The following is a 17,709-nucleotide window of genomic DNA, read 5'->3' on the forward strand; positions in this document are numbered from 1 at the left end:
GACGGCCTTGCGCCGGGCTCTCCTCGCCGTCTGCTGCTTCTTCGCCGCGCTCGCGTTCGCGCCGCCCGCGCCGGCGCAGCCGAAGGACCTCTCCCGCGCGCGGGCGCTCGATCGCGAGGGCGCGAAGGCCTACGGCGAGGGCCGCTACGCCGACGCGATCCGCGCGTTCGACGAGGCGTACCGGCTCGGCGGTCCGCCGTTCGAGCTCTGGAACATCGCGAAGTGTCACCTGCGCCTCGATCAACCGGAGCAGGCGGCGGAGCTCCTCGAGCGCTACCTCGCGACGCCGAACCTCCCGAAGGAAGACCGCGAGGAGGCGTCCGCGCAGCTCGACGCGCTGAAGAAGCGGCCGAGCACGCTCACGGTGACGTCGTCGCCGGCGGGCGCGACGGTCACGGTCGACGGGAAGGAGGTGCCGGGCGTCACGCCGCTCAGCGTCACGGTGATGCACGGCTCGCACACGGTGGAGGTCTCCGCCCCGACGGGTGTACCTTACAAGCAAAAGCTGGAGGCGCGTTACGGGCGCGCGGTGCACGTCGTGGCGCACCTCAAGGAGGGCGGGGCGGAGCGGCCGGCGCCGCCCGCGAACCCGTACGCGAGTGACGGCGAAGGCGCGATCTCGGTCCGGGCCGCGCTCTCCCTCGTCGCGCCTCGCTTCGGCTCGATCGGCGGCGCGGCGGGGCCGGGGTTCCTCGGGCTCGTCACGGTGCGGGTCGCGGCGCTGGGGCGCGGCGCGCTCGCGGTCGGCGGCGTCTTCACCGTTTCCGGCGACAGCTGGGGCAACGAGAGCGGCGCGTCGAACGACGTGGCGAGCCTCTGCGCGATGCCGAACGAGCAGAGCGCGACCGCGCTCGGGGCCTTCGGCGTCGCGACCGCGATGTTCCCGCTCTCCTCGAAGCTGAAGCTCGGCGGCATGACCGGCGTCGGCTTCGCGGGGCTCTCGCACGATCAGCTCGGGAGCGACGTCTTCATCGCGAGCTGCGATCCCTCGACCGGGCTCCGCCCCGCGTTCCTCTTCGGCGCCGCGCTCGACTACTCGCTCGGCTCCGTCTTCCGCCTCTCCGCGTTCCCGCTCACGTGGCACCTCCAGCCCGCGTTCGGCGACACGCGGAGCTTCCCGCGCGACGCGACGAGCGTGTGGATGCGCTTCGGCGTGGGCGTCGGCCTCGGGGTGGACCTTTGATCCGACCGCTCGTCCTCGCCGCGATCGCGATGTTGGCGGCGCCGTCGCGTCGCGCGATCGCGTCGGGGGCGCCCGACGGGTGGCGCCTGGCGGGTGAGGACGGGATCCGCGGCTTCACGATCGGACCGATCGAGAACGGCTACCACCCGGGGGTCGGCTACGGCTCGCCCGCGTACGGCCGCACGCTCGACGAATGCAGGAAGATGGGCGCGCGCTGGATCGCGCTCACGCCGTTCGGCCGCGTGTCGAACCTCGAGGGGAGCGGCGTCGATCCGACCTTCGAGAAGCCGTTCCGCGAGAACCGCGAGGACGTCCGGCGCGCGATCCGGATGGCGCGCGAGCGCGGGCTCCGGGTCATGCTCGTCCCGCATCTGTGGGTCGAGTCGGGGGACTGGCGCGCGAAGATCGATCCGCCGACGGAGGCGGGATGGGAGGAGTGGACGCGGAGCTACGAGGCGTACGTGACGGCGTGGGCGGAGGTCGCGGAGGAGTCGGGGGTCGATCTGTTCTCCGCCGGCGTCGAGCTCCGCTCGTGGGTGACGACCGCGCACGCGCCGTCGTTCGCGGCGCTGGTCCGTCGCCTGCGGAAGGTCTATCGCGGTCCGATCACGTACTCGGCGAACTGGGACGACGCGGACCACACGCTCGTGTGGAGCGAGCTCGACGTGATCGGCATCAACGCGTTCTATCCGCTGGCGGACAAGGAGGGCTCCGGCCTCGACGTGCTGCTCGAGGGCGGCAAGAACGTACGCGCGAAGGTGCACGCGCTCGCGGAGGCGTGGCAAAAGCCGGTGCTCTTCACGGAGGTGGGGTACACGACGCGTCCGGATCCGGCGGTGAAGCCGTGGCTGTGGCCGGAGGAGATCGGGAAGGTGCCGATCGACGAGCACGCGCAGGCGGACGCGTACCGCGGGCTCCTCGCGCCGCTCCTCGACGAGCCCTACTTCATGGGCTTCTTCGTCTGGCGCCTCTACGCCGATCCCGACGACGTCTCGCAGGAGCCCGGCTTCGGCTTCTCCCCCCGCGGCAAACAAGCCGAGCTCGTGGTCCGCGACGCCTTCGCGACCACCTGGGCCACCGACGCGCACCGCATCCCGGGCTGGGCCCCGAAGGCCCGCGTCCCGGGGATCTATCCGTAGCGACGGCTACTTCAGCGCGTAGCTCTCGAGGTAGTCGAGCCCGCTGCGGATCGCCGACGACGCATGAACGACGTGGATCGGCGCGCTCATCGCCCAGCCGACGCGGACGGCGTGGAAGAGCAGCGCGTGAAGGAAGCTCTGCGTGGCGATCTCGATCCCGGCGAAGTCCACCGCGACGGCCGTTCCTCCGGCCACTCGGTTGCGCAGCTCTTCGCCGAGGCGCGCGGCGGCCGCTGCGTCCCCGACCCGATCTCGGATCACGTACACGGTGACACCGCTCGGCGGCGCCTCGTAGGTAAGCCACGTCCGGCGTGTCCCGGCGGGCGTGCGCTCCGAGGCGCGCTCTCGGATCACCTGAAGGAGCGCGTCTCGATCCTGGATCTCGAGCGGCAGCTCGAAGACGGCGAGCGTGCCGGGATAGCCGGTGCGTCGGGCGTCAGGAAGGACAGCTCGTGGGTGCCTTCGTGCTCGTCGCTCGTCAGGAGCAGCGCGCCGCCGCGCGTGGAGAGGAGGAACCGGCTCGCGGTGAGCTTCGCCATCTCCGACGTGAAGAAGAGACCGAGCCCTGCGTTGTCGATGCTCCCTGTCTGACCCTCGGGAAACGTCCCGGAGATGTGCGGACGGATCGCCTTCTCGAGAGCGACCTTCGCGTCGGGCACGTCGTGGAAGCGGCGTAGGCTCTCGGCGATCCCGCGACCGCTGTCCGCGACCGTGACCTGGACGGTCGGACGCGTGTACGGTCCCTTGCCCGCCTCGATGCGCTGCGCGCCGATGACGGCGCCGAGCGGATCGCCGCTGTGTTGAAGGACGTTTCGGAGGAGCTCGTCGATGACGTAGGCGAGCGCTCCTCGTGACTCCGACTCCTCGTCGTCGGGAACGGCGAGCCTCGCGATGCGTCCCGCCACCGCTTCCGCCGACGATCCGAACGCGACGCGTTGGATCGCGACCGTGCGGTCGACCTGGGAGGCGCCGAAGTCTTGACCGTCGCGCGCCGCGGCGAAGCCGACGGCGTGCGCGAAGCGGCCGGCGCCGGATTGACCGCGCGTGTACACGTCGGAGCGTGTTTCGTCGTGAAGCTCGCGTCGCGCGAGGGCGCACAGCGCGACGAGCGCCCACATCTCGACGACGTCGAGCGTGTCGAGGTTCTTGTGGAACGTCGGCGTGCGCGTTACGGCGGCGAGGAACGGAGTGGGGTCCGTCAGCGCGATGCGGTCGGGGAGGACCAGATCGGGAGCCTCGATCATCGGCGAAACCCTACCATGTGGCGTTCTGCGGCCGGCCGCCGGCCAAGTTCTCGTCTCTAGCGGGGAATTTGTATGCGCACAATGTGGGATGCGACGCTTGCGGCGCACGGAAATGCGGCGTTTGGGTTTGGCATTGGTCGCGGCGACGTCGTTCGCTGCGGGGACGTGGGTGGAGATCCATCCGCGCTCGGCGCCGCCTACGCCTGCGACCTCCGCGTCGGTCGCGCCGCTGCCGCCGCCTGCGCCTGCGCCGGCTCATGAGCTTCCGGTCCTTCCGTCGACCGCCGAGGCCGTGGCCGTCGGGCCTTGGCCGCGGTTGAACCCCGAGGCTTCGATCGCAAAGGCTTGGCAGATCGCGGATGGGCCGCATCGGCGGCACGGCGACAAACGGCGGATCGTCACGCTCACGTTCGACGACGGGCCGTTCCCCGAGACGACGCCGCGCGTCCTCGAGCTCCTCGCCAAGCACGACGTGAAGGCCACGTTCTTCGTCATCGGTCGCTACCTCGACGGGGACGGGGAGCGCGCCGCGGCGTCGCGCGCGGTCCTCGAGAAGACGGCGGCGGCGGGGCACCTCATCGGGAACCACACCCACGATCACTCGCTCCTCACGAACATCACGCACACGCAGGTGCTCGATCAGATCGACCGCGGCGCGTCGTCGATCGAGCGCGTCCTCGGCAACAAACCGCTCCTCATCCGCCCGCCCTACGGCCAGCTCGACGACTTCGGGCAGGGCGCCGTCCGCGACCGCGGGCTCGACATCGTGCTGTGGAACGTCGAGACGAAGGACATGGAGCGCGACGACACGAACGCGATGTACCGCGAGCTCGTGCACCAGCTCGCGGTGAAGGAGGGCGGCGTCGTCCTGCTCCACGACATCCGCTGGAGCTCGATCCGCCTCCTCGAACGCCTCCTCGACTACCTCGCCGCGAAGCGCTGGGACCCGGCGCGCCCGAACCGCGCCGGCTACGTCGTCGTCGACATGCCGACCTACCTCCGCGAGGTCGAAGCCTCCCCACCCCAACACCGCGCCCGCGCCCGCAAAAAAACCGGACCCCGCCGATAGCCCTCTCGGGGGCCCGGGGGCGCGGAGCGCGTCCCCGCGCGACGGCCCCCGGCGGGAGAGCTCGAGAGGGCAGAGCCCTCTCGAACAAGCAAGCCTCAGCCGCCGCTGAGGCCTTCGCAGACGCCGGCGCTCGGGCCCGTGAGCTTGCCGTTCTTCGACTCGACCGGGCAGTAGCCGCCGATGCGGATCTGGTTCACGAGCTCGACGACGGCGGCGTTGGACCACTCGCGTGCGCCGTCGAAGCGCGCGCGGATGACGCCGTCCTTGTCGATGATCCACGTCTCCGGGTAGAGGCTCGTGCCGTACTTGCCGCGCACGATCTTCGCGTCGGGATCCATCAAGACGGAGAACGGCGGCTCGTTCTCGCGGAGGACGGACTTGAGCGTGTCGATCGCCTCCTGCGCCGTGTCGTCGGTCGACACGGTGACGACCGCGACGTCGCTCTGCGGCTTCAAGATGCGCGCGAGGTCGGCGATCTCCGGCATCTCCTCCATGCAGGGGCCGCATGTCTTCGTCCAGAAGTTCAGGACGACGACCTTGCCGCGGTAGCTCTCGAGCGAGACGTCGTGGCCCTTGATGTCCTTCAGCGTGAAGCTCGGCGCCTTGCGCTCGTAGCCGACGTAGTTGGGGCGGAGGATGCACGTCGGCGTGCAGCGACGACGCATCTCACCCTCCTTCGCGACGGAGACGAAGCTGTAGACCCCGACCGCAGCGGCGATCACGAACGCGAGGTGCGCCATCGGCGCGAGCGCGATCGCGGGCTGCTCCTTCGGCTCCTCCTTCTTCGCCTTCGCGGCACGACGCTTCGGCGCGGGCTCTTCGCTCTCCGGCGCCTCGTCATCGGCGTCGTCGTCTTCCTCGCGGTCGCGCTCCGTCGCGTCCTCTTCTTCTTCCTTCGCCACGCCCCAAGTCTTGCACGAGGGAGCGCACGGGGGAACGGCTCACGTGTAACGGATCACTCGCCCCGTTCGGCGAAGAGCTGAATCCCGGCGTCGACGACCATCGCCGCCTTCCAGTGCATGCGCTCGAGATCGCTTCGCGCGAGGACGCTCCAATCGACCTCGCGGCTCATCTCCCGGTGCGGCTGCGTTCGGCGAGGCGTGCCGTGATCTCGTGCCCTGGGATCAGACGGCCGTCGGCGCGCGCCTCGCGGAGCGCTTCGATCTCCTCCGGTGTCGCCTCACGTTCGTCTTCGAGCGCGTTTGCGACGGCCTCGGCGACGGGGTCGAGGGGGCGCGCGGCGTTCGGCGTCGGCATGTACGCAGAGTAGCACGTCGCCGCGTGCTGGCCTGCTAACCTCGCCCGCGTGGCAGGCACCGGCGCGCTGAGCTTCGATGCGGTCTGCAAGCTCCTCGTCGCCGCGCGGGTGCTCGGCGAGGAGGAGGCGCGCGACGCGCAGGTCCGCGGGGAGCGGGAGCGCGCGCGGATCGTGCGGCAGCGGATCGGGCGGCCGCAGTCGGGGCAGCGCGGGCCGACGGAGGCGATCGTCCATCCCGCCGAGGTCATCGCGGCGATGTTCTCGCACGTCAGCGAGAAGGCGGTGATGGAAGTGGTCGCGCGCGCGGCGGGGCTGCCGTTCGTCGATCTCGATCCGCTCAAGATCGACGCCAAGCTCGCGCCGCAGTTCCTCTCGCGGCCGTTCGCGCGCCGGCACACCGCGCTCATCATCGGCGCCGACGACACGAACGTGACGGTCGCGGTCGCCGACCCGTACGACAGGAGCCTCGTCGACGACCTCGTCCAGTACGTGAAGCGACGGCCCGTCCTCGTCATCTCGACGCCGTCGGACATCCAGCGCCTCATCACCGACTTCTACGGGTTCCGCGTCGCGGTCGCGGGCGCGGAGGAGCAGGTCTCCGGCGGCGTCGACATCGGGAACCTCGAGCGCTACGTGAAGCTGAAGCGCGTCGAGGACATCGAGGCGAACGATCAGCACGTCGTCAACGCGGTCGAATACCTCCTCCACTACGCGCTCGATCAACGCGCCTCCGACGTCCACATCGAGCCGCAGCGCGAGCAGTCGGTGGTGCGCATGCGCATCGACGGCGTCCTCCATCGCGTCCACACCCTGCCGAAGGTCGTGCACCCCGCGGTGCTCTCGCGCATCAAGATGCTCGCGCGGATGGACATCGCCGAGCGCCGGCGCCCGCAGGACGGACGGATCAAGACCGCGCGCGGCAACCGCGAGGTGGAGCTCCGCGTCTCCACCATCAGCGTCGCGTTCGGCGAGAAGATGGTCATCCGCGTCTTCGATCCCGAGAGCGTCGAGCGCGACCTCGGCGACCTCGGGATGACGGACGCGCAGCTCGCCGCCGCGCGCGGGTTCCTCGCGCGCCCGAACGGGCTCATCCTCGTCACGGGGCCGACCGGCAGCGGCAAGACGTCGTCGCTCTACTCCGCGCTCCGCTCGATCGCGTCGCCGGAGATCAACATCGTCACGATCGAGGACCCGATCGAGATCGTGCTCGATTCGCTGAACCAGGTCTCGGTCCAGCCGAAGATCGGCCTCGGCTTCGCGGACGCGCTCCGCCACGTGCTGCGGCAAGACCCCGACGTCGTGATGGTCGGCGAGGTGCGCGACGAGGACACCGCCCAGATCGCGACCCAGGCCGCGCTCACCGGCCACCTCGTCCTCGCGACGCTGCACACGAACGACTCGCCGACCGCGATCACGCGCATGCTCGAGCTCGGCGTCGATCCGTTCATCCTCGCGTCGACGCTCGTGGGCGTGATCGCGCAGCGGCTCGTGCGCCTCGTCTGCGCCGACTGCCGCGTCGAGACGTTCCTCACGCCCGATCAGATGAGCATGCTCGGGATGGACGTCGACGCGCTCGTCGCGGCGGGGCAGGCGCCGAGCTTGATGGTCGCCGCGGGCGAGGGCTGCGTGAAGTGCCGCGGGACCGGGCTCGTGCGGCGCACGGGCGTGTTCGAGGTCATGTCGGTCGACGACAAGATCCGGAAGCTCGTCGTCCAGCGCTCCGGCGCGCGTGAGATCATGACGCAGGCGCGGAACGACGGGCTCGTCACGCTGCGCGAGGCCGCGCTGCGGAAGCTCGGGAAAGGACTGACGACGGTGGAAGAGGTGCTCCGCGTGACGGTGGACGACTGATGCACCCGACGGGCGTGACTCACGACTTCGGCGCCGATCTCCAGCGCGCGCTCCGCGCCGGCTTCACGCTGATCACGGTCGCGACGGGCGAAGAGGGCCGCGCGCGCCAGCTCGTCGACGTCGCGTGCGAGGCGCTGGGCCTCCGTACCACGTACTGGGCGACGACGAGCGACGTCTCGATGCGCGCGACGCTCGAGGCGGGCTCCGCCGAGCAGGAGGTGATGGTCTTCCTCGATCCCGCGCCCTACCTCGCCGATCCCCACGTCGTGCGGCTCCTCCGCGAGATCGGCCTCGGCGCGCGGCGCGCGATCGTGGTCCTCCTCGGCTCCGTGATCGAGCTCCCGCCCGACCTCGAGCGCGAGGCGGCCGCGATCGAGCTGCCGCTCCCCACCCGCGACGAGCTCTCCGCGCTCCTCATGCTCGTGCCGGAGGAAGAGCGGCGCGGCTGGGACACCGGCGCGTTCGCGCGCGCGGCGGCGGGGCTCACGATGTCGGAGGCGGCGCGCGCGTTCGCGCTCGCGCGCGCGGAGATCGACGCCGGCGACGCACCTGCCGGAGTCGCGAGCGACGGCGTGCGCTCGTGCGATGCTGCACGAGCGCTGAAGCGCGTCATCGCGCAGAAGCGGCGCGCGCTGAAGAAGAGCGCGACGCTGGAGCTCGTCGACGACGACGTGCCGCTCGCGGACGTCGGCGGCCTCGACGTGCTGAAGGCGTGGCTCTCGTCGCGCGTGCGCGCCTACGGCGAGGACGCGCGCGCGTACGGTCTGCCCGAGCCGCGCGGGATGCTCCTCTGCGGGGTGCAGGGGTGTGGCAAGTCGCACGCGAGCAAGGCGGCCGCGAGCGTGCTCGGCCTCCCGCTCGTGCGCCTCGACTTCGCGGCGGTGTTCGCGAACGCGTCGCCGGAGCAGGCGCTGCGCGAGGGCCTGCGCGCGGTGACGGCGATCGCGCCGGTCGTCCTGTGGGTCGACGAGATCGAGAAGGGGCTCGGCGCGACCGGCGGCGGGATGGCGGACGCGCGGCAGGTGCGCGTCTTCGGCGCGTTCCTCACCTGGCTGCAAGAGCGCACCGCGCCGGTCTTCGTCGCCGCGACCGCGAACGAGGTGGAGCACCTCCCGCCGGAGCTCGCGCGGCGCGGCCGCTTCGACGAGGTCTTCTTCGTCGACCTCCCGTCGCCGCAGGAGCGCGAGGACGTGCTCGCGCTCACGCTGCGCCGCCGCGGCCGCCGGCCGGACGGGCTGAACCTCGCCGCGATCGCGAAGCCGCTCGATCACTTCTCCGGCGCCGAGCTCGAGCAGGTGATCGCGAGCGCGCTGTTCCGCGCGTTCGCGCAGCGCCGCGAGCTGCTCGAGGAGGACCTCCGCGCCGCCGCGCGCGAGATCGTCCCGCTCGCCACCCTCTACGAGGAGAAGATCCAGGCGCTCCGCGCGTGGGGCCGCGTCCGCGCGCGCAAGGCGTCCGCCGATCGACGCGTGCTCGACCTCTTCGAGAGCTAGCGGCTAGACTCGCGCTCCTTGTCCGGCAAAGAACGCCCGAAGGCCGTGCTCGTCGCGGTCCACTTCCCTCGCGTCGACGACCTCGAGCTCGCCTCCAGCCTCGAAGAGCTCGGTCGCCTCGTCGGCACGCTCGGCTACCAGGTCGTCGCGCGCATCACGCAGCCGCGCCCGCACCTCGAGGCCGCCGCCGTCATCGGCGAAGGCAAGCTGCACGAGCTCGCCGAGATCACCGGCGGCAGCGGTCGCCTCGAGTCCTCCGCGCCGAAGCGGCGCGACAAGGCACGCTTGAGGCGCGAAGAAGAAGAGGAGGAGGCGGAGGTCGAAGAAGCGGAGGGGGCGGCGGCGACGGCGAAGGTCGACCTCGTCGCGGTGGACCACGATCTCTCGCCGAGCCAGGCGCGGAACCTCGAGCGCGCGACGGGCGTGCAGGTGCTCGACCGCACCGGCGTGATCATCGAGATCTTCCATCGCCACGCGAAGAGCCGCGAGGCGCGGCTGCAGGTCGAGATCGCGCGGCTCACGTACACCGCGCCGCGGCTCCGCGAGTCGCCGGGCGGGAAGGAGCGGCAGCGCGGGCGAGGCGCGGGCGAGGCGGCGCTCGAGCTCGATCGACGCAAGATCCGCGACCGCATCGCGGAGCTCCGCGAGGAGCTCGCGGCGGTGCAGCGCGATCAGGACGTGCGTCGCTACCACCGGCGCCAGGCGCGCCGCGTCGCGCTCGTCGGCTATACGAACGCGGGAAAATCGTCGCTCATGCGCGCGCTCACCGCGAGCGAGGTGTACGTCGAGGACAAGCTCTTCGCGACGCTCGACACGACCGTGCGCGCGCTCCATCCCGAGGCGAAGCCGCGCATCCTCGTGAGCGACACGGTCGGGTTCATCAAGAAGCTGCCGCACGACCTCGTCGCGAGCTTCAAGTCGACGCTCGACGAGGCGCTCGAGGCGTCGCACCTCCTCCACGTCGTCGACGCCGCGGACCCGTCGTGGCCGGCGCAGCTCGAGGTGACGCGCGACGTGCTCGCGGAGATCGGCGCGGCTGACGTGCCGTCGACGCTCGTGATGAACAAGATCGACCTCCTTCCGCCGGAGGAGGTCGCGCTCCTCCGCGCGCGCTTCCCCGACGCGTGGCTCGTCTCGGCGCGCGATCCCGCCGACGTCGCGGCGGTGCGCGAGCGCATCATCGCGATCTTCGAGGCGGCCTACGAAGAGGTGGCGCTCACCGTGCCGTACGATCGCCAGGGGATCCTGAGCGAGATGCACGACGCGGGGCGCGTGGTCGAGGAGCAGTGGGAGGAGGCCGGCGTCATCGTGCGCTGGCGCGCGGACGCGGAGTCGATCGGCCGGATCAGGAGCAAGCTAAAGGCCTGACCTCAAGGCAGCACCTCGACGCAGATGAGGCGACTCTCGAAGGAGCAGGACCGCTCGTTGTTGCCGTCCTCCGTCCACTTCGGCCCCTTGGTGGCGGGGTACGAGATCGCTCCGTTCTGGCCAGGCAGCAGCGTCGTCCAGTTGTTGCAGTTGACGGCTCTTGCTTTTCCGGTTGCGGTCACGGCGGTCCAGACGGGGGCGTTCGAGGCGATCTTCTTGCCCGTCTCATCGAGCTCGAAGTCCTGGTGCTTGAGGCCGGCGCCGCCGAGGAGGTCCTCCGTCGTAGCGATGAAGGTGGTGCCGTTCGACGCGTACCAGGTCCGGCCGGCGGGGATGAGCGGCGCCATGTCGGGCCGATCGGCCGAGCCGAGCCACGCGATGAACTTCCCGGCCGGTCGCAGCAGCGAGCCGGCGGCCTGACAGCGTTTGTCCGCTTCGAGGACGCCGCCCATCGAGCCGTTGTATTCCTTGCTCGTGACGAACATGTAGAGCGCGGGCGTTCCCGGCCCGCCGGTCGTGCTGCTGCTGCTGCTCGCGTCGGCGCCGGAGCTCCCGCTGCTGCTGCTCGAGGTGCTCGACGTGCTCGAGGTGCTCGAGGTGCTGCTCGAGCTGGATCCGTCTTCGGTCGCGGCGCCGCCTCCGTCGGGTGGAACCGCGCCCGGCGCGACCTCGTCACCCACGCAGGCCAGGATGCCGACACCGAACGCGCACGCGCCAACGAGAAGAGAAGACCATCGCATCGGATCAGCTTACCCGATGTTAATCGGGGTGAAATGAATCGTCTCGGAGTCGCTGATCACATGACCTTGCCGGTGGCTCTTGTTCGAGAGGGCGCTGCCCTCTCGAGCTCTCCCGCCCCCCCGAGAGGTGCTTGCGTCTTGCACTTGGGAGCGGCGGTTGGGCACTTTCTCAGAAGCGTGTGATGTGGTCGTGGACTGGGCGGATGTTGCCGCGGCATGGGTAGGCGTCGTCGGTGCCGTATTCGATGACGTCTTCGACGCGGACGCCGTCGGGGAAGTCGAGGGCGATCGTGACGGTGCCCGCCTTCGCGGGGACGATCCAGTACACGTCGCAGCGGTTCGCCTTGTCGCGGCGCATGCACTCGAGGCGCGCGTCGCCGGTGAGCCGGAGCTCTGGCTCGCGGTCCAGCGTCGACGACGCGATCTCCACCGGCGAGCCCGTCTCCGCGCAGTTGCACGCGAGCGTCGTCGCCGCCGCCGGCGGCAAGAAGACGAGGAGGAGCGCGAGCCGCATCGCGCCCGCGAGTATATCGCGGCGCCCGGCACCCAGACCGACGGCGCTCACACCTGCGCGATCGCGAGGCTGCGGCGGGTGCGTTGCGTCTTGCCCTTGCCGTGATCGAGCTTCGCGAAGGCCTTGCGGTAGGCCGCGAAGCTGCCGCCGGCGCGGGCGGCCTCGAGCGTCGCGAGGCCCTCGGCCGCGCCGCCCTGCGCGAGGACGTATTCGACCCAGGCCCACTTCGCGCTCGTGGAGCGGACGTCGGCGCGGCCGCGGAGGCCGCGGCGGAGGCGATCGAGGCGATGCTCCACCACGTCGATGCCCGCGAACGGCTGGCCGTCGAGCGGCGTGTTGCGCTTCGCGCAGAACGGCGCGATGCCGAGCGCGATCGGCGCGAGCTTCGTGAGCTCGGTCGTGAAGCGGACGCACTCGTCGATGTCGTCGTCGCTCTCGCCCGGGAGGCCGATCATCAAATAGAGCTTCAGGTGCTTCATCCCGTGCTTCCGCGCGAGCTCGGCGCAGCGGAAGAGGTGCTTCTCCTTCGCCTTCCGCTCGAGGAGCTCGCGCATCCGCTCGGAGGGTCCGTCCATCGCGGTGGTGAGCACGCTCTGGCCGCCGCGGCGGAGGGCGGCGACGAAGTCTTCGTTCAGCCGATCGGGACGGAGCGACGAGAGCCCGACCTCGCAGCCGCGATCGGCGAGCGTGTTGATGATCTCGACCACCTTCGGGTGATCGCTCACCGCCGCGCCGACGAGGCCGACCCGGCGCGCGTCCTCCGGGACGAGGCCGAGGATCTTCTCCTTCGGCGCGAGCCGCATGCCGCCGTTCGTGGAGCGCCGCATGACGCAGTAGGTGCAGCGACGCGAGCAGCCGCGCTCGGTCTCGACGAGGAACATGTCCGAGAGGACCGCGTGCGGCGTGCGGATCGGCGCCCACGCCGGGATCATCTCGTCCGGCACCTTCGCGACGACGGGCAACGTCTCGCCGTGGTGCGCCGGGACGAAGACGTGCGGCAGCGACGCGAGCTCCTCCCACGCCGCCTCGCGTCGCGGCGCGCGCTCGAGCACGCGCAGCACGTCGAGGACGAGCACCTCCGCTTCGCCGACGACGATCGCGTCGCAGAACGGCGCGAGCGGGAGCGGGTTCGAGAAGGTGAGGGGACCGCCCGCGACGACGCGCGGGTGACGGTCGTCGCGGTCTTCGCGGAGCGGCGGGATGCCGGCCGCCTCCAGCATCGTGAGGAGGCCCGCGATCTCGCCTTCGTAGGCGATGCTCGCCGCGACGACGGGGAGCTCGTCGAGGCCGCGGCGCGACTCGTACGAGATCGGGCGCGCCTGCGCGGACAGATCGTGCTCCGCTTCGTCGTCGAGGACGAAGCGCTCGCACGCGAGGCCCGGCTCCTCCTGGATCGCGCGGTAGATGCGCTGGTAGCCGAGCGAGCTCATCGCCGCCGCGTACGGCGACGGATAGAGGAGCGCGACCGTGAACGGCGCCTGCTTGTCGAGCCGCCCCACCTCGGCGGCGAGCCGGGTGCGAATGCGGTCGTGGAGGCGCGACATGCCTCTTCTTTAGGAGGCGGTGACGTTTCTGCAAGGACTTCGAGGACTTTCGGGACATTTTTCACCCGGAGGAACGGGATCCACGTGCGCTTTCAGCTTCTGGCGCTAAGAAGACGCCGCCTCCCATGCGCCTTCGCAGTCTTTGTGCCGCCGGCCCCGTCGCCGCCCTCCTCTTGTTCGTCGCCTGCAGCGATCAGGTGAACCCGTCCGGCGTGAAGGTCCCGCCCGGCGAGATCGACGGCGGCAGGCCGACGACGGAGAAGACGGAGAACCCCGACGGCACCGCGACGAAGCACCTCTGCAAGGTCGCGAAGAAGGGCGACGCGCAGAAGCTCATCACCGGCACGTTGCTCCTCCCCGCCGGTCCGGCCGAAGGCGAGCTCCTGATCGACGACAAGGGCATCATCGCGTGCGCGGCGCCGGACTGCGCAGAGGCGCCGGGCTACGACGACGCGACGCGGATCGACTGCACCGAGGTCGTGATCTCGCCGGGGCTCATCAACGCGCACGACCACATCTCGTTCGCGAACAACCCGCCTTTGCCGGCGAGCGAGGAGCGCTACGAGCATCGTCACGACTGGCGGAAGGGCAAGCGCTCGCACACGCCGATCCCGCAGAACGCGCCGAAGTTCGAGAACGCGGTCGAGGCGGCGGAGCTCCGCTTCATCATGAGCGGCGTCACGTCGACCGCGAGCGGCGGCGGCGCGGGCAGCGGCGCGGACCGCTTCCTCCGCAACATCGACTCCAACGCGAAGCAGACCGAGAGCTTGCCGATCACGCTCGCGGTCTCGGACACGTTCCCGCTCGGCGACAGCGGCGGCGCGCTCTCGAAGACGTGCGCCGGCTTCTCGAGCAGCCGCAAGAAGGCGACCGACATCGCGTCGATGAAGGGTTACCTCCCGCACATCGCGGAGGGCATCGACGAAGAGGCGCACGCGGAGTTCACCTGCCAGAGCGACGGGGTGAACGACCTCATCCAGCGCCAGACCGCGGTCGTGCACGGCGTGGCGGTGACGCCCGAAGACGTGAAGAAGTACCGCGACGACCTCTCGATCCTCATCTGGTCGCCGCGCTCGAACGTCTCGCTCTACGGCAACACCGCGCCGATCGGGCTCTACGCGCGGCTCGGCGTGCCGATCGCGCTCGGCACCGACTGGCTCCTCTCCGGCTCGCTCAACATGGCGCGCGAGCTGAAGTGCGCGGACGACCTGAACAAGAATTACTTCGACGGCGTCCTCACCGATCGCCAGCTCTGGCAGTCGGTGACCGCGAACGCGGCCTACGCGACCGGCACGCACGGCGTGATCGGCGAGCTCAAGGCCGGCCTCGTCGCCGACGTCGTCATCTTCGACGCGAGCCACGACGCGAAGGAGTACCGCGCGGTGATCGAGGCGGGCGTCGAGGACACGATCCTCGTCCTCCGCGGCGGCAAGACGCTCTACGGAGACAGCGAGCTCCTCTCCGAGATCGGCGACGACGACTGCGAGGCGCTCGCCGTCTGCCGGATCACGAAGCGCGCGTGCGTGAGCAAGGACACTGACGGCAAGAAGACGCTCGCCGATCTCGAGAAGGTCGGCCGCGAGCTCTACCCGCTCTTCACGTGCAAGGACGAGACGCCGAAGAACGAGCCGTCGTGCGAGCCGGTGCGCGGTCCGACCGCGACCGATCCGAACGCGTCGGTGTACGCCGGCATCACCGCCGGCGACAAGGACGGCGACGGCGTGCCGGACGCGGACGACAACTGCCCGAGCACGTTCAACCCGATCCGTCCGATGGACGGCGGCAAGCAGGGCGACGCCGACGGCGACGGCGTCGGCGACGCGTGCGACCGGTGCCCGCTCGAGAGCGGCGAGAGCTGCACCCCGCCCGACGCCGACGACATGGACGGCGACGGCGTCCCGAACCACGCCGACAACTGCGTCGAGGATCCGAACCCCGATCAGGCCGACGGCGACGGCGACGGCAAGGGCGCCGTCTGCGACGCGTGCGACGATCAGCCGAACCCCGGCGACATGGCGTGCACGTACACCGTGTCGATGACGCAGATCCGCAACCCGGCCGCGGTGGGCCACCCGCCGCCGGGCAAGTCGCGCGTGATCGTGAAGGGCCTCGTCGTGACGGCGGTGAAGACGAAGGGCTCGCCGATGGGCTTCCAGGTCCAGGACCCGAACGTGAACGAGTGGGGCGGCCTCTTCGCGGCGACGTTCGGCACCGCGCCGACGGTGAAGGTCGGCAACGTGGTCGACCTCGAGGGCGACTACACCGAGTTCCAGGGGACGCAGAGCCAGATCGAGAACCCGAAGGTCACGATCGTCGACGCCGCGACGTCGCTCCCGTTCGGGCCGATCACGGTCGCGCCCTCGGTCTACGTCGTGAACGCCAGCGTCGACGCCGAGAAGCTCGAGGGCATGCTCTGCCAGATCAACGGGCCGATCGCGGTCACGGTCCAGAACTCGGACGCGCCGCAAGACTTCGACGAGTTCGGGATCGGCGATCTGAAGCTGCGCGTCGACGACTTCCTCTGGGACGAGCTCGACAACACCTTCCCGCTCGGACACGAGTTCTCGAAGGTCGTCGGCATCTGCTCCTTCTCGCACGCCAACCGCAAGATCTGGCCGCGCAGCAAGGACGACCTGCCCGACGCGCCGTAGTCACTCCGCGAGGCGATAGAGCGCGCCGCCGCGCTGGCCGCCGGCGTAGAGGACGTCGTCGAGGACCGCGAGCGGCGCGACACAGAAGAAGTCCGTCACCTCGAACGGTGACTTGGACTTCTTGTCCGCGCGCGTGCCCACGTCCGGGTTGGAGGGGTCGACGAGCGCGATCTCCGTCGTCGTGCCGTCCTCTTCGAGACGATGGAGGCCGTTGGTGGTGAGGATCACGACGGCGTCGCGGAAGCGCGTGACGTCGGTGGGCACGCCGGCCTCGGGCGGGATCGGGAGTCGCGACCACGTGTCGCCGTCGGTCGTGACGAAGAGGCCGATGCCCTCCGTCTTGGTCCACGCGAGCCAGTAGAGCCGATGCGGCTTCGCGCGCGTGTCGACCCACCACCGCAAGGTCCCCGCCGCGCCGGTGCGCGTGACGCGGATCGGATGCGCGTCCTCGTGCCGGATCGCGCTCGTGCCGTCAGGTGTAAAATACATGAAGTCGTTCGGCTCGCGGCCGTTGTAGTCCTGGATGCCGGCGTAGAGGCGGTCCTTGAACCGGACCATGTACGTGAGGCGCCAGACGCCGTCCTTGTACGGGAACGGGTAGTCGGTCTCGTAGATCCAGCGCGCGCCGTCGGGGCTCGCGCGGTGGAGGGCGCCGGGCGAGTCGCCGCGCCAGGCTTGTTGCTTCGGCGGGACCGAGCCGGTCGACGCCCAGTACGAGCCGCGGAACTTGATCGTGTCGAGGACGTGGTACGCGCGAGGGAGGACGCCCGCGCCGGCGCGCGCGCCGCCGTCGGGCGAGAGGTCCGGCGCCGCGGGCGGACGGAAGTGCGGGGCGCGCGCCTTCGCGAACGTGCCCTTGTCGTCGGAGACGAACACATAGCCCTCGGTCCCGTGATCGACCAGGCCGAGGCCGCCGTAGGGCGGGTCGGCGTCGGGGACGAAGAGGCGGCCGTCGATCGCGTGCACGCGCACGAAGCCCTGCCCCGCGCCGCCGCCTTTCACCGGCTCGCCGGGTCGGTTCCAGTCGAAGGCGACGGAGAACGGGCGCTCGGCGCCGGGGCGGTAGCGCGTGATCGTGGCGCCGTCGGTCCCGAGCGGCTGGTTGGCGTGGGCGGCGTAGAGGGCGCCGTGCAACGGGGTGAGATCGCAGATGCGGGTGAGCGCGAGCGGCGGCGTGCCCACCTTCTCCCAGCGCCCGGAGGTGGGGGCGGTCCCGGTGCCGGGGTCTTCCGGATCGTCGTCGCCGTCGGGATCGAGCTGCGCGACCTCGGGGGGTCCGGCGTCGGCGATCGCGCCGGCGTCGTCGTCGGGTGCGACGCCGGAGGTCGCCTGCTTGGTGGTGGGGCCGGCGTCGTCGGAGCTGGACGTCGGCGTCGCGGCAACGCGCGTGCAGCCGGTGACACAGATGAGGAGGGCGAATGCGCGGCGGAGCAAGAGCGACATCCCTTCGTACGGCTCGCCGAGATCGTGACACACGGGGCGCGCGGGGGTTCCCAGGTGGTGAGCCGCGACACCCTGCCGGCGCCCCCACATTGAGCTCCAGCACGGCCTCGCTTTTTCCGTTCGGAGCCTCATGCTAAGGGTCTCGGTTGCGGTCAGGGGCTTCGCCCCCGGCACCCCCAGCCCCAGACACGGCCCGGCGAAGACGCCGGGGC

The 17,709-nt window shown here is 70.7% G+C and carries 15 protein-coding genes; 7 read left to right on the plus strand and 8 right to left on the minus strand.

Annotated features, from left to right (window positions below; translation table 11 throughout):
- Positions 1-7: 7 nt before the first annotated feature.
- The gene (locus KF837_24055) at positions 8-1,183 is read left to right on the plus strand and encodes a PEGA domain-containing protein (GenBank protein ID MBX3230418.1); all 1,176 of its coding nucleotides are present in this window, start codon (positions 8-10) and stop codon (positions 1,181-1,183) included.
- Positions 1,180-2,322: a hypothetical protein gene (locus tag KF837_24060; GenBank protein ID MBX3230419.1), complete on the plus strand. Its 1,143-nt coding sequence runs from the start codon at positions 1,180-1,182 to the stop codon at positions 2,320-2,322. The genes KF837_24055 and KF837_24060 overlap by 4 nt, the downstream gene beginning before the upstream one ends.
- Before the next feature lie 6 nt (positions 2,323-2,328).
- On the opposite strand, the gene KF837_24065 is transcribed toward KF837_24060, so the two are convergent.
- Positions 2,329-2,517 carry a hypothetical protein gene (locus KF837_24065; GenBank protein MBX3230420.1) on the minus strand — a complete coding sequence of 63 codons (189 nt, stop codon included), beginning with the start codon at positions 2,515-2,517 and terminating at the stop codon, positions 2,329-2,331.
- A 155-nt stretch (positions 2,518-2,672) separates the two neighbouring features.
- Complete coding sequence (locus KF837_24070; protein MBX3230421.1) at positions 2,673-3,566, minus strand: sensor histidine kinase; 894 nt, start codon at positions 3,564-3,566, stop codon at positions 2,673-2,675.
- Positions 3,567-3,882: 316 nt separating this feature from the next.
- On the opposite strand from KF837_24070, the gene KF837_24075 reads away from it, so the two are divergent.
- Entirely contained in the window at positions 3,883-4,635 is a 753-nt protein-coding gene (locus tag KF837_24075) for a polysaccharide deacetylase family protein (protein MBX3230422.1), read from the plus strand.
- A 95-nt stretch (positions 4,636-4,730) separates the two neighbouring features.
- Here the strand turns inward: KF837_24075 and KF837_24080 are convergent, their stop codons facing one another.
- Positions 4,731-5,537 (minus strand): TlpA family protein disulfide reductase, encoded by an 807-nt coding sequence (locus KF837_24080; GenBank protein ID MBX3230423.1) that lies wholly within the window; start codon positions 5,535-5,537, stop codon positions 4,731-4,733.
- Positions 5,538-5,703: 166 nt separating this feature from the next.
- Entirely contained in the window at positions 5,704-5,892 is a 189-nt protein-coding gene (locus KF837_24085) for a hypothetical protein (protein ID MBX3230424.1), read from the minus strand.
- Positions 5,893-5,941: 49 nt separating this feature from the next.
- Between KF837_24085 and KF837_24090 the strand changes: the two genes are divergently transcribed.
- The 3 genes from KF837_24090 to hflX are packed head-to-tail and all read left to right on the plus strand — an operon-like array spanning position 5,942 to position 10,605.
- Entirely contained in the window at positions 5,942-7,744 is a 1,803-nt protein-coding gene (locus KF837_24090) for a type II/IV secretion system protein (protein ID MBX3230425.1), read from the plus strand.
- Positions 7,744-9,237: an AAA family ATPase gene (locus KF837_24095; protein ID MBX3230426.1), complete on the plus strand. Its 1,494-nt coding sequence runs from the start codon at positions 7,744-7,746 to the stop codon at positions 9,235-9,237. Before KF837_24090 ends, KF837_24095 begins: the two co-directional genes overlap by 1 nt.
- An 18-nt stretch (positions 9,238-9,255) precedes the next feature.
- Positions 9,256-10,605, plus strand: a complete 1,350-nt coding sequence (gene hflX, locus KF837_24100; protein MBX3230427.1) for a GTPase HflX — start codon at positions 9,256-9,258, stop codon at positions 10,603-10,605.
- Positions 10,606-10,607: 2 nt separating this feature from the next.
- Here the strand turns inward: hflX and KF837_24105 are convergent, their stop codons facing one another.
- The 3 genes from KF837_24105 to KF837_24115 all read right to left on the minus strand — a co-directional run bounded on the left by KF837_24105 (position 10,608) and on the right by KF837_24115 (position 13,403).
- A complete protein-coding gene (locus tag KF837_24105) occupies positions 10,608-11,345 on the minus strand; it encodes a hypothetical protein (GenBank protein ID MBX3230428.1) in 738 nt (245 codons plus the stop codon).
- Between the two features lie 169 nt (positions 11,346-11,514).
- On the minus strand, positions 11,515-11,859 hold the full coding sequence (locus KF837_24110; GenBank protein ID MBX3230429.1) for a hypothetical protein: 345 nt from the start codon (positions 11,857-11,859) through the stop codon (positions 11,515-11,517).
- A 47-nt stretch (positions 11,860-11,906) separates the two neighbouring features.
- Positions 11,907-13,403 (minus strand): radical SAM protein, encoded by a 1,497-nt coding sequence (locus tag KF837_24115; GenBank protein MBX3230430.1) that lies wholly within the window; start codon positions 13,401-13,403, stop codon positions 11,907-11,909.
- Between the two features lie 125 nt (positions 13,404-13,528).
- Between KF837_24115 and KF837_24120 the strand changes: the two genes are divergently transcribed.
- Positions 13,529-16,054 carry an amidohydrolase family protein gene (locus KF837_24120; protein MBX3230431.1) on the plus strand — a complete coding sequence of 842 codons (2,526 nt, stop codon included), beginning with the start codon at positions 13,529-13,531 and terminating at the stop codon, positions 16,052-16,054.
- On the opposite strand, the gene KF837_24125 is transcribed toward KF837_24120, so the two are convergent.
- Positions 16,055-17,488 (minus strand): hypothetical protein, encoded by a 1,434-nt coding sequence (locus KF837_24125; protein MBX3230432.1) that lies wholly within the window; start codon positions 17,486-17,488, stop codon positions 16,055-16,057.
- Positions 17,489-17,709 lie beyond the last annotated feature (221 nt).

The organism is Labilithrix sp. (assembly GCA_019637155.1).
GTDB lineage: Bacteria > Myxococcota_A > Polyangia > Polyangiales > Polyangiaceae > Labilithrix.

Coding starts and splice junctions, on each gene's coding strand:
- KF837_24070 (MBX3230421.1), bottom strand. CDS start 3,566: ATGATCGAGGCTCCCGATCTGGTCCTCCCCGACCGCATCGCGCTGACG.
- KF837_24085 (MBX3230424.1), bottom strand. CDS start 5,892: ATGCCGACGCCGAACGCCGCGCGCCCCCTCGACCCCGTCGCCGAGGCC.
- KF837_24095 (MBX3230426.1), top strand. CDS start 7,744: ATGCACCCGACGGGCGTGACTCACGACTTCGGCGCCGATCTCCAGCGC.
- KF837_24105 (MBX3230428.1), bottom strand. CDS start 11,345: ATGCGATGGTCTTCTCTTCTCGTTGGCGCGTGCGCGTTCGGTGTCGGC.
- KF837_24110 (MBX3230429.1), bottom strand. CDS start 11,859: ATGCGGCTCGCGCTCCTCCTCGTCTTCTTGCCGCCGGCGGCGGCGACG.
- KF837_24115 (MBX3230430.1), bottom strand. CDS start 13,403: ATGTCGCGCCTCCACGACCGCATTCGCACCCGGCTCGCCGCCGAGGTG.
- KF837_24120 (MBX3230431.1), top strand. CDS start 13,529: ATGCGCCTTCGCAGTCTTTGTGCCGCCGGCCCCGTCGCCGCCCTCCTC.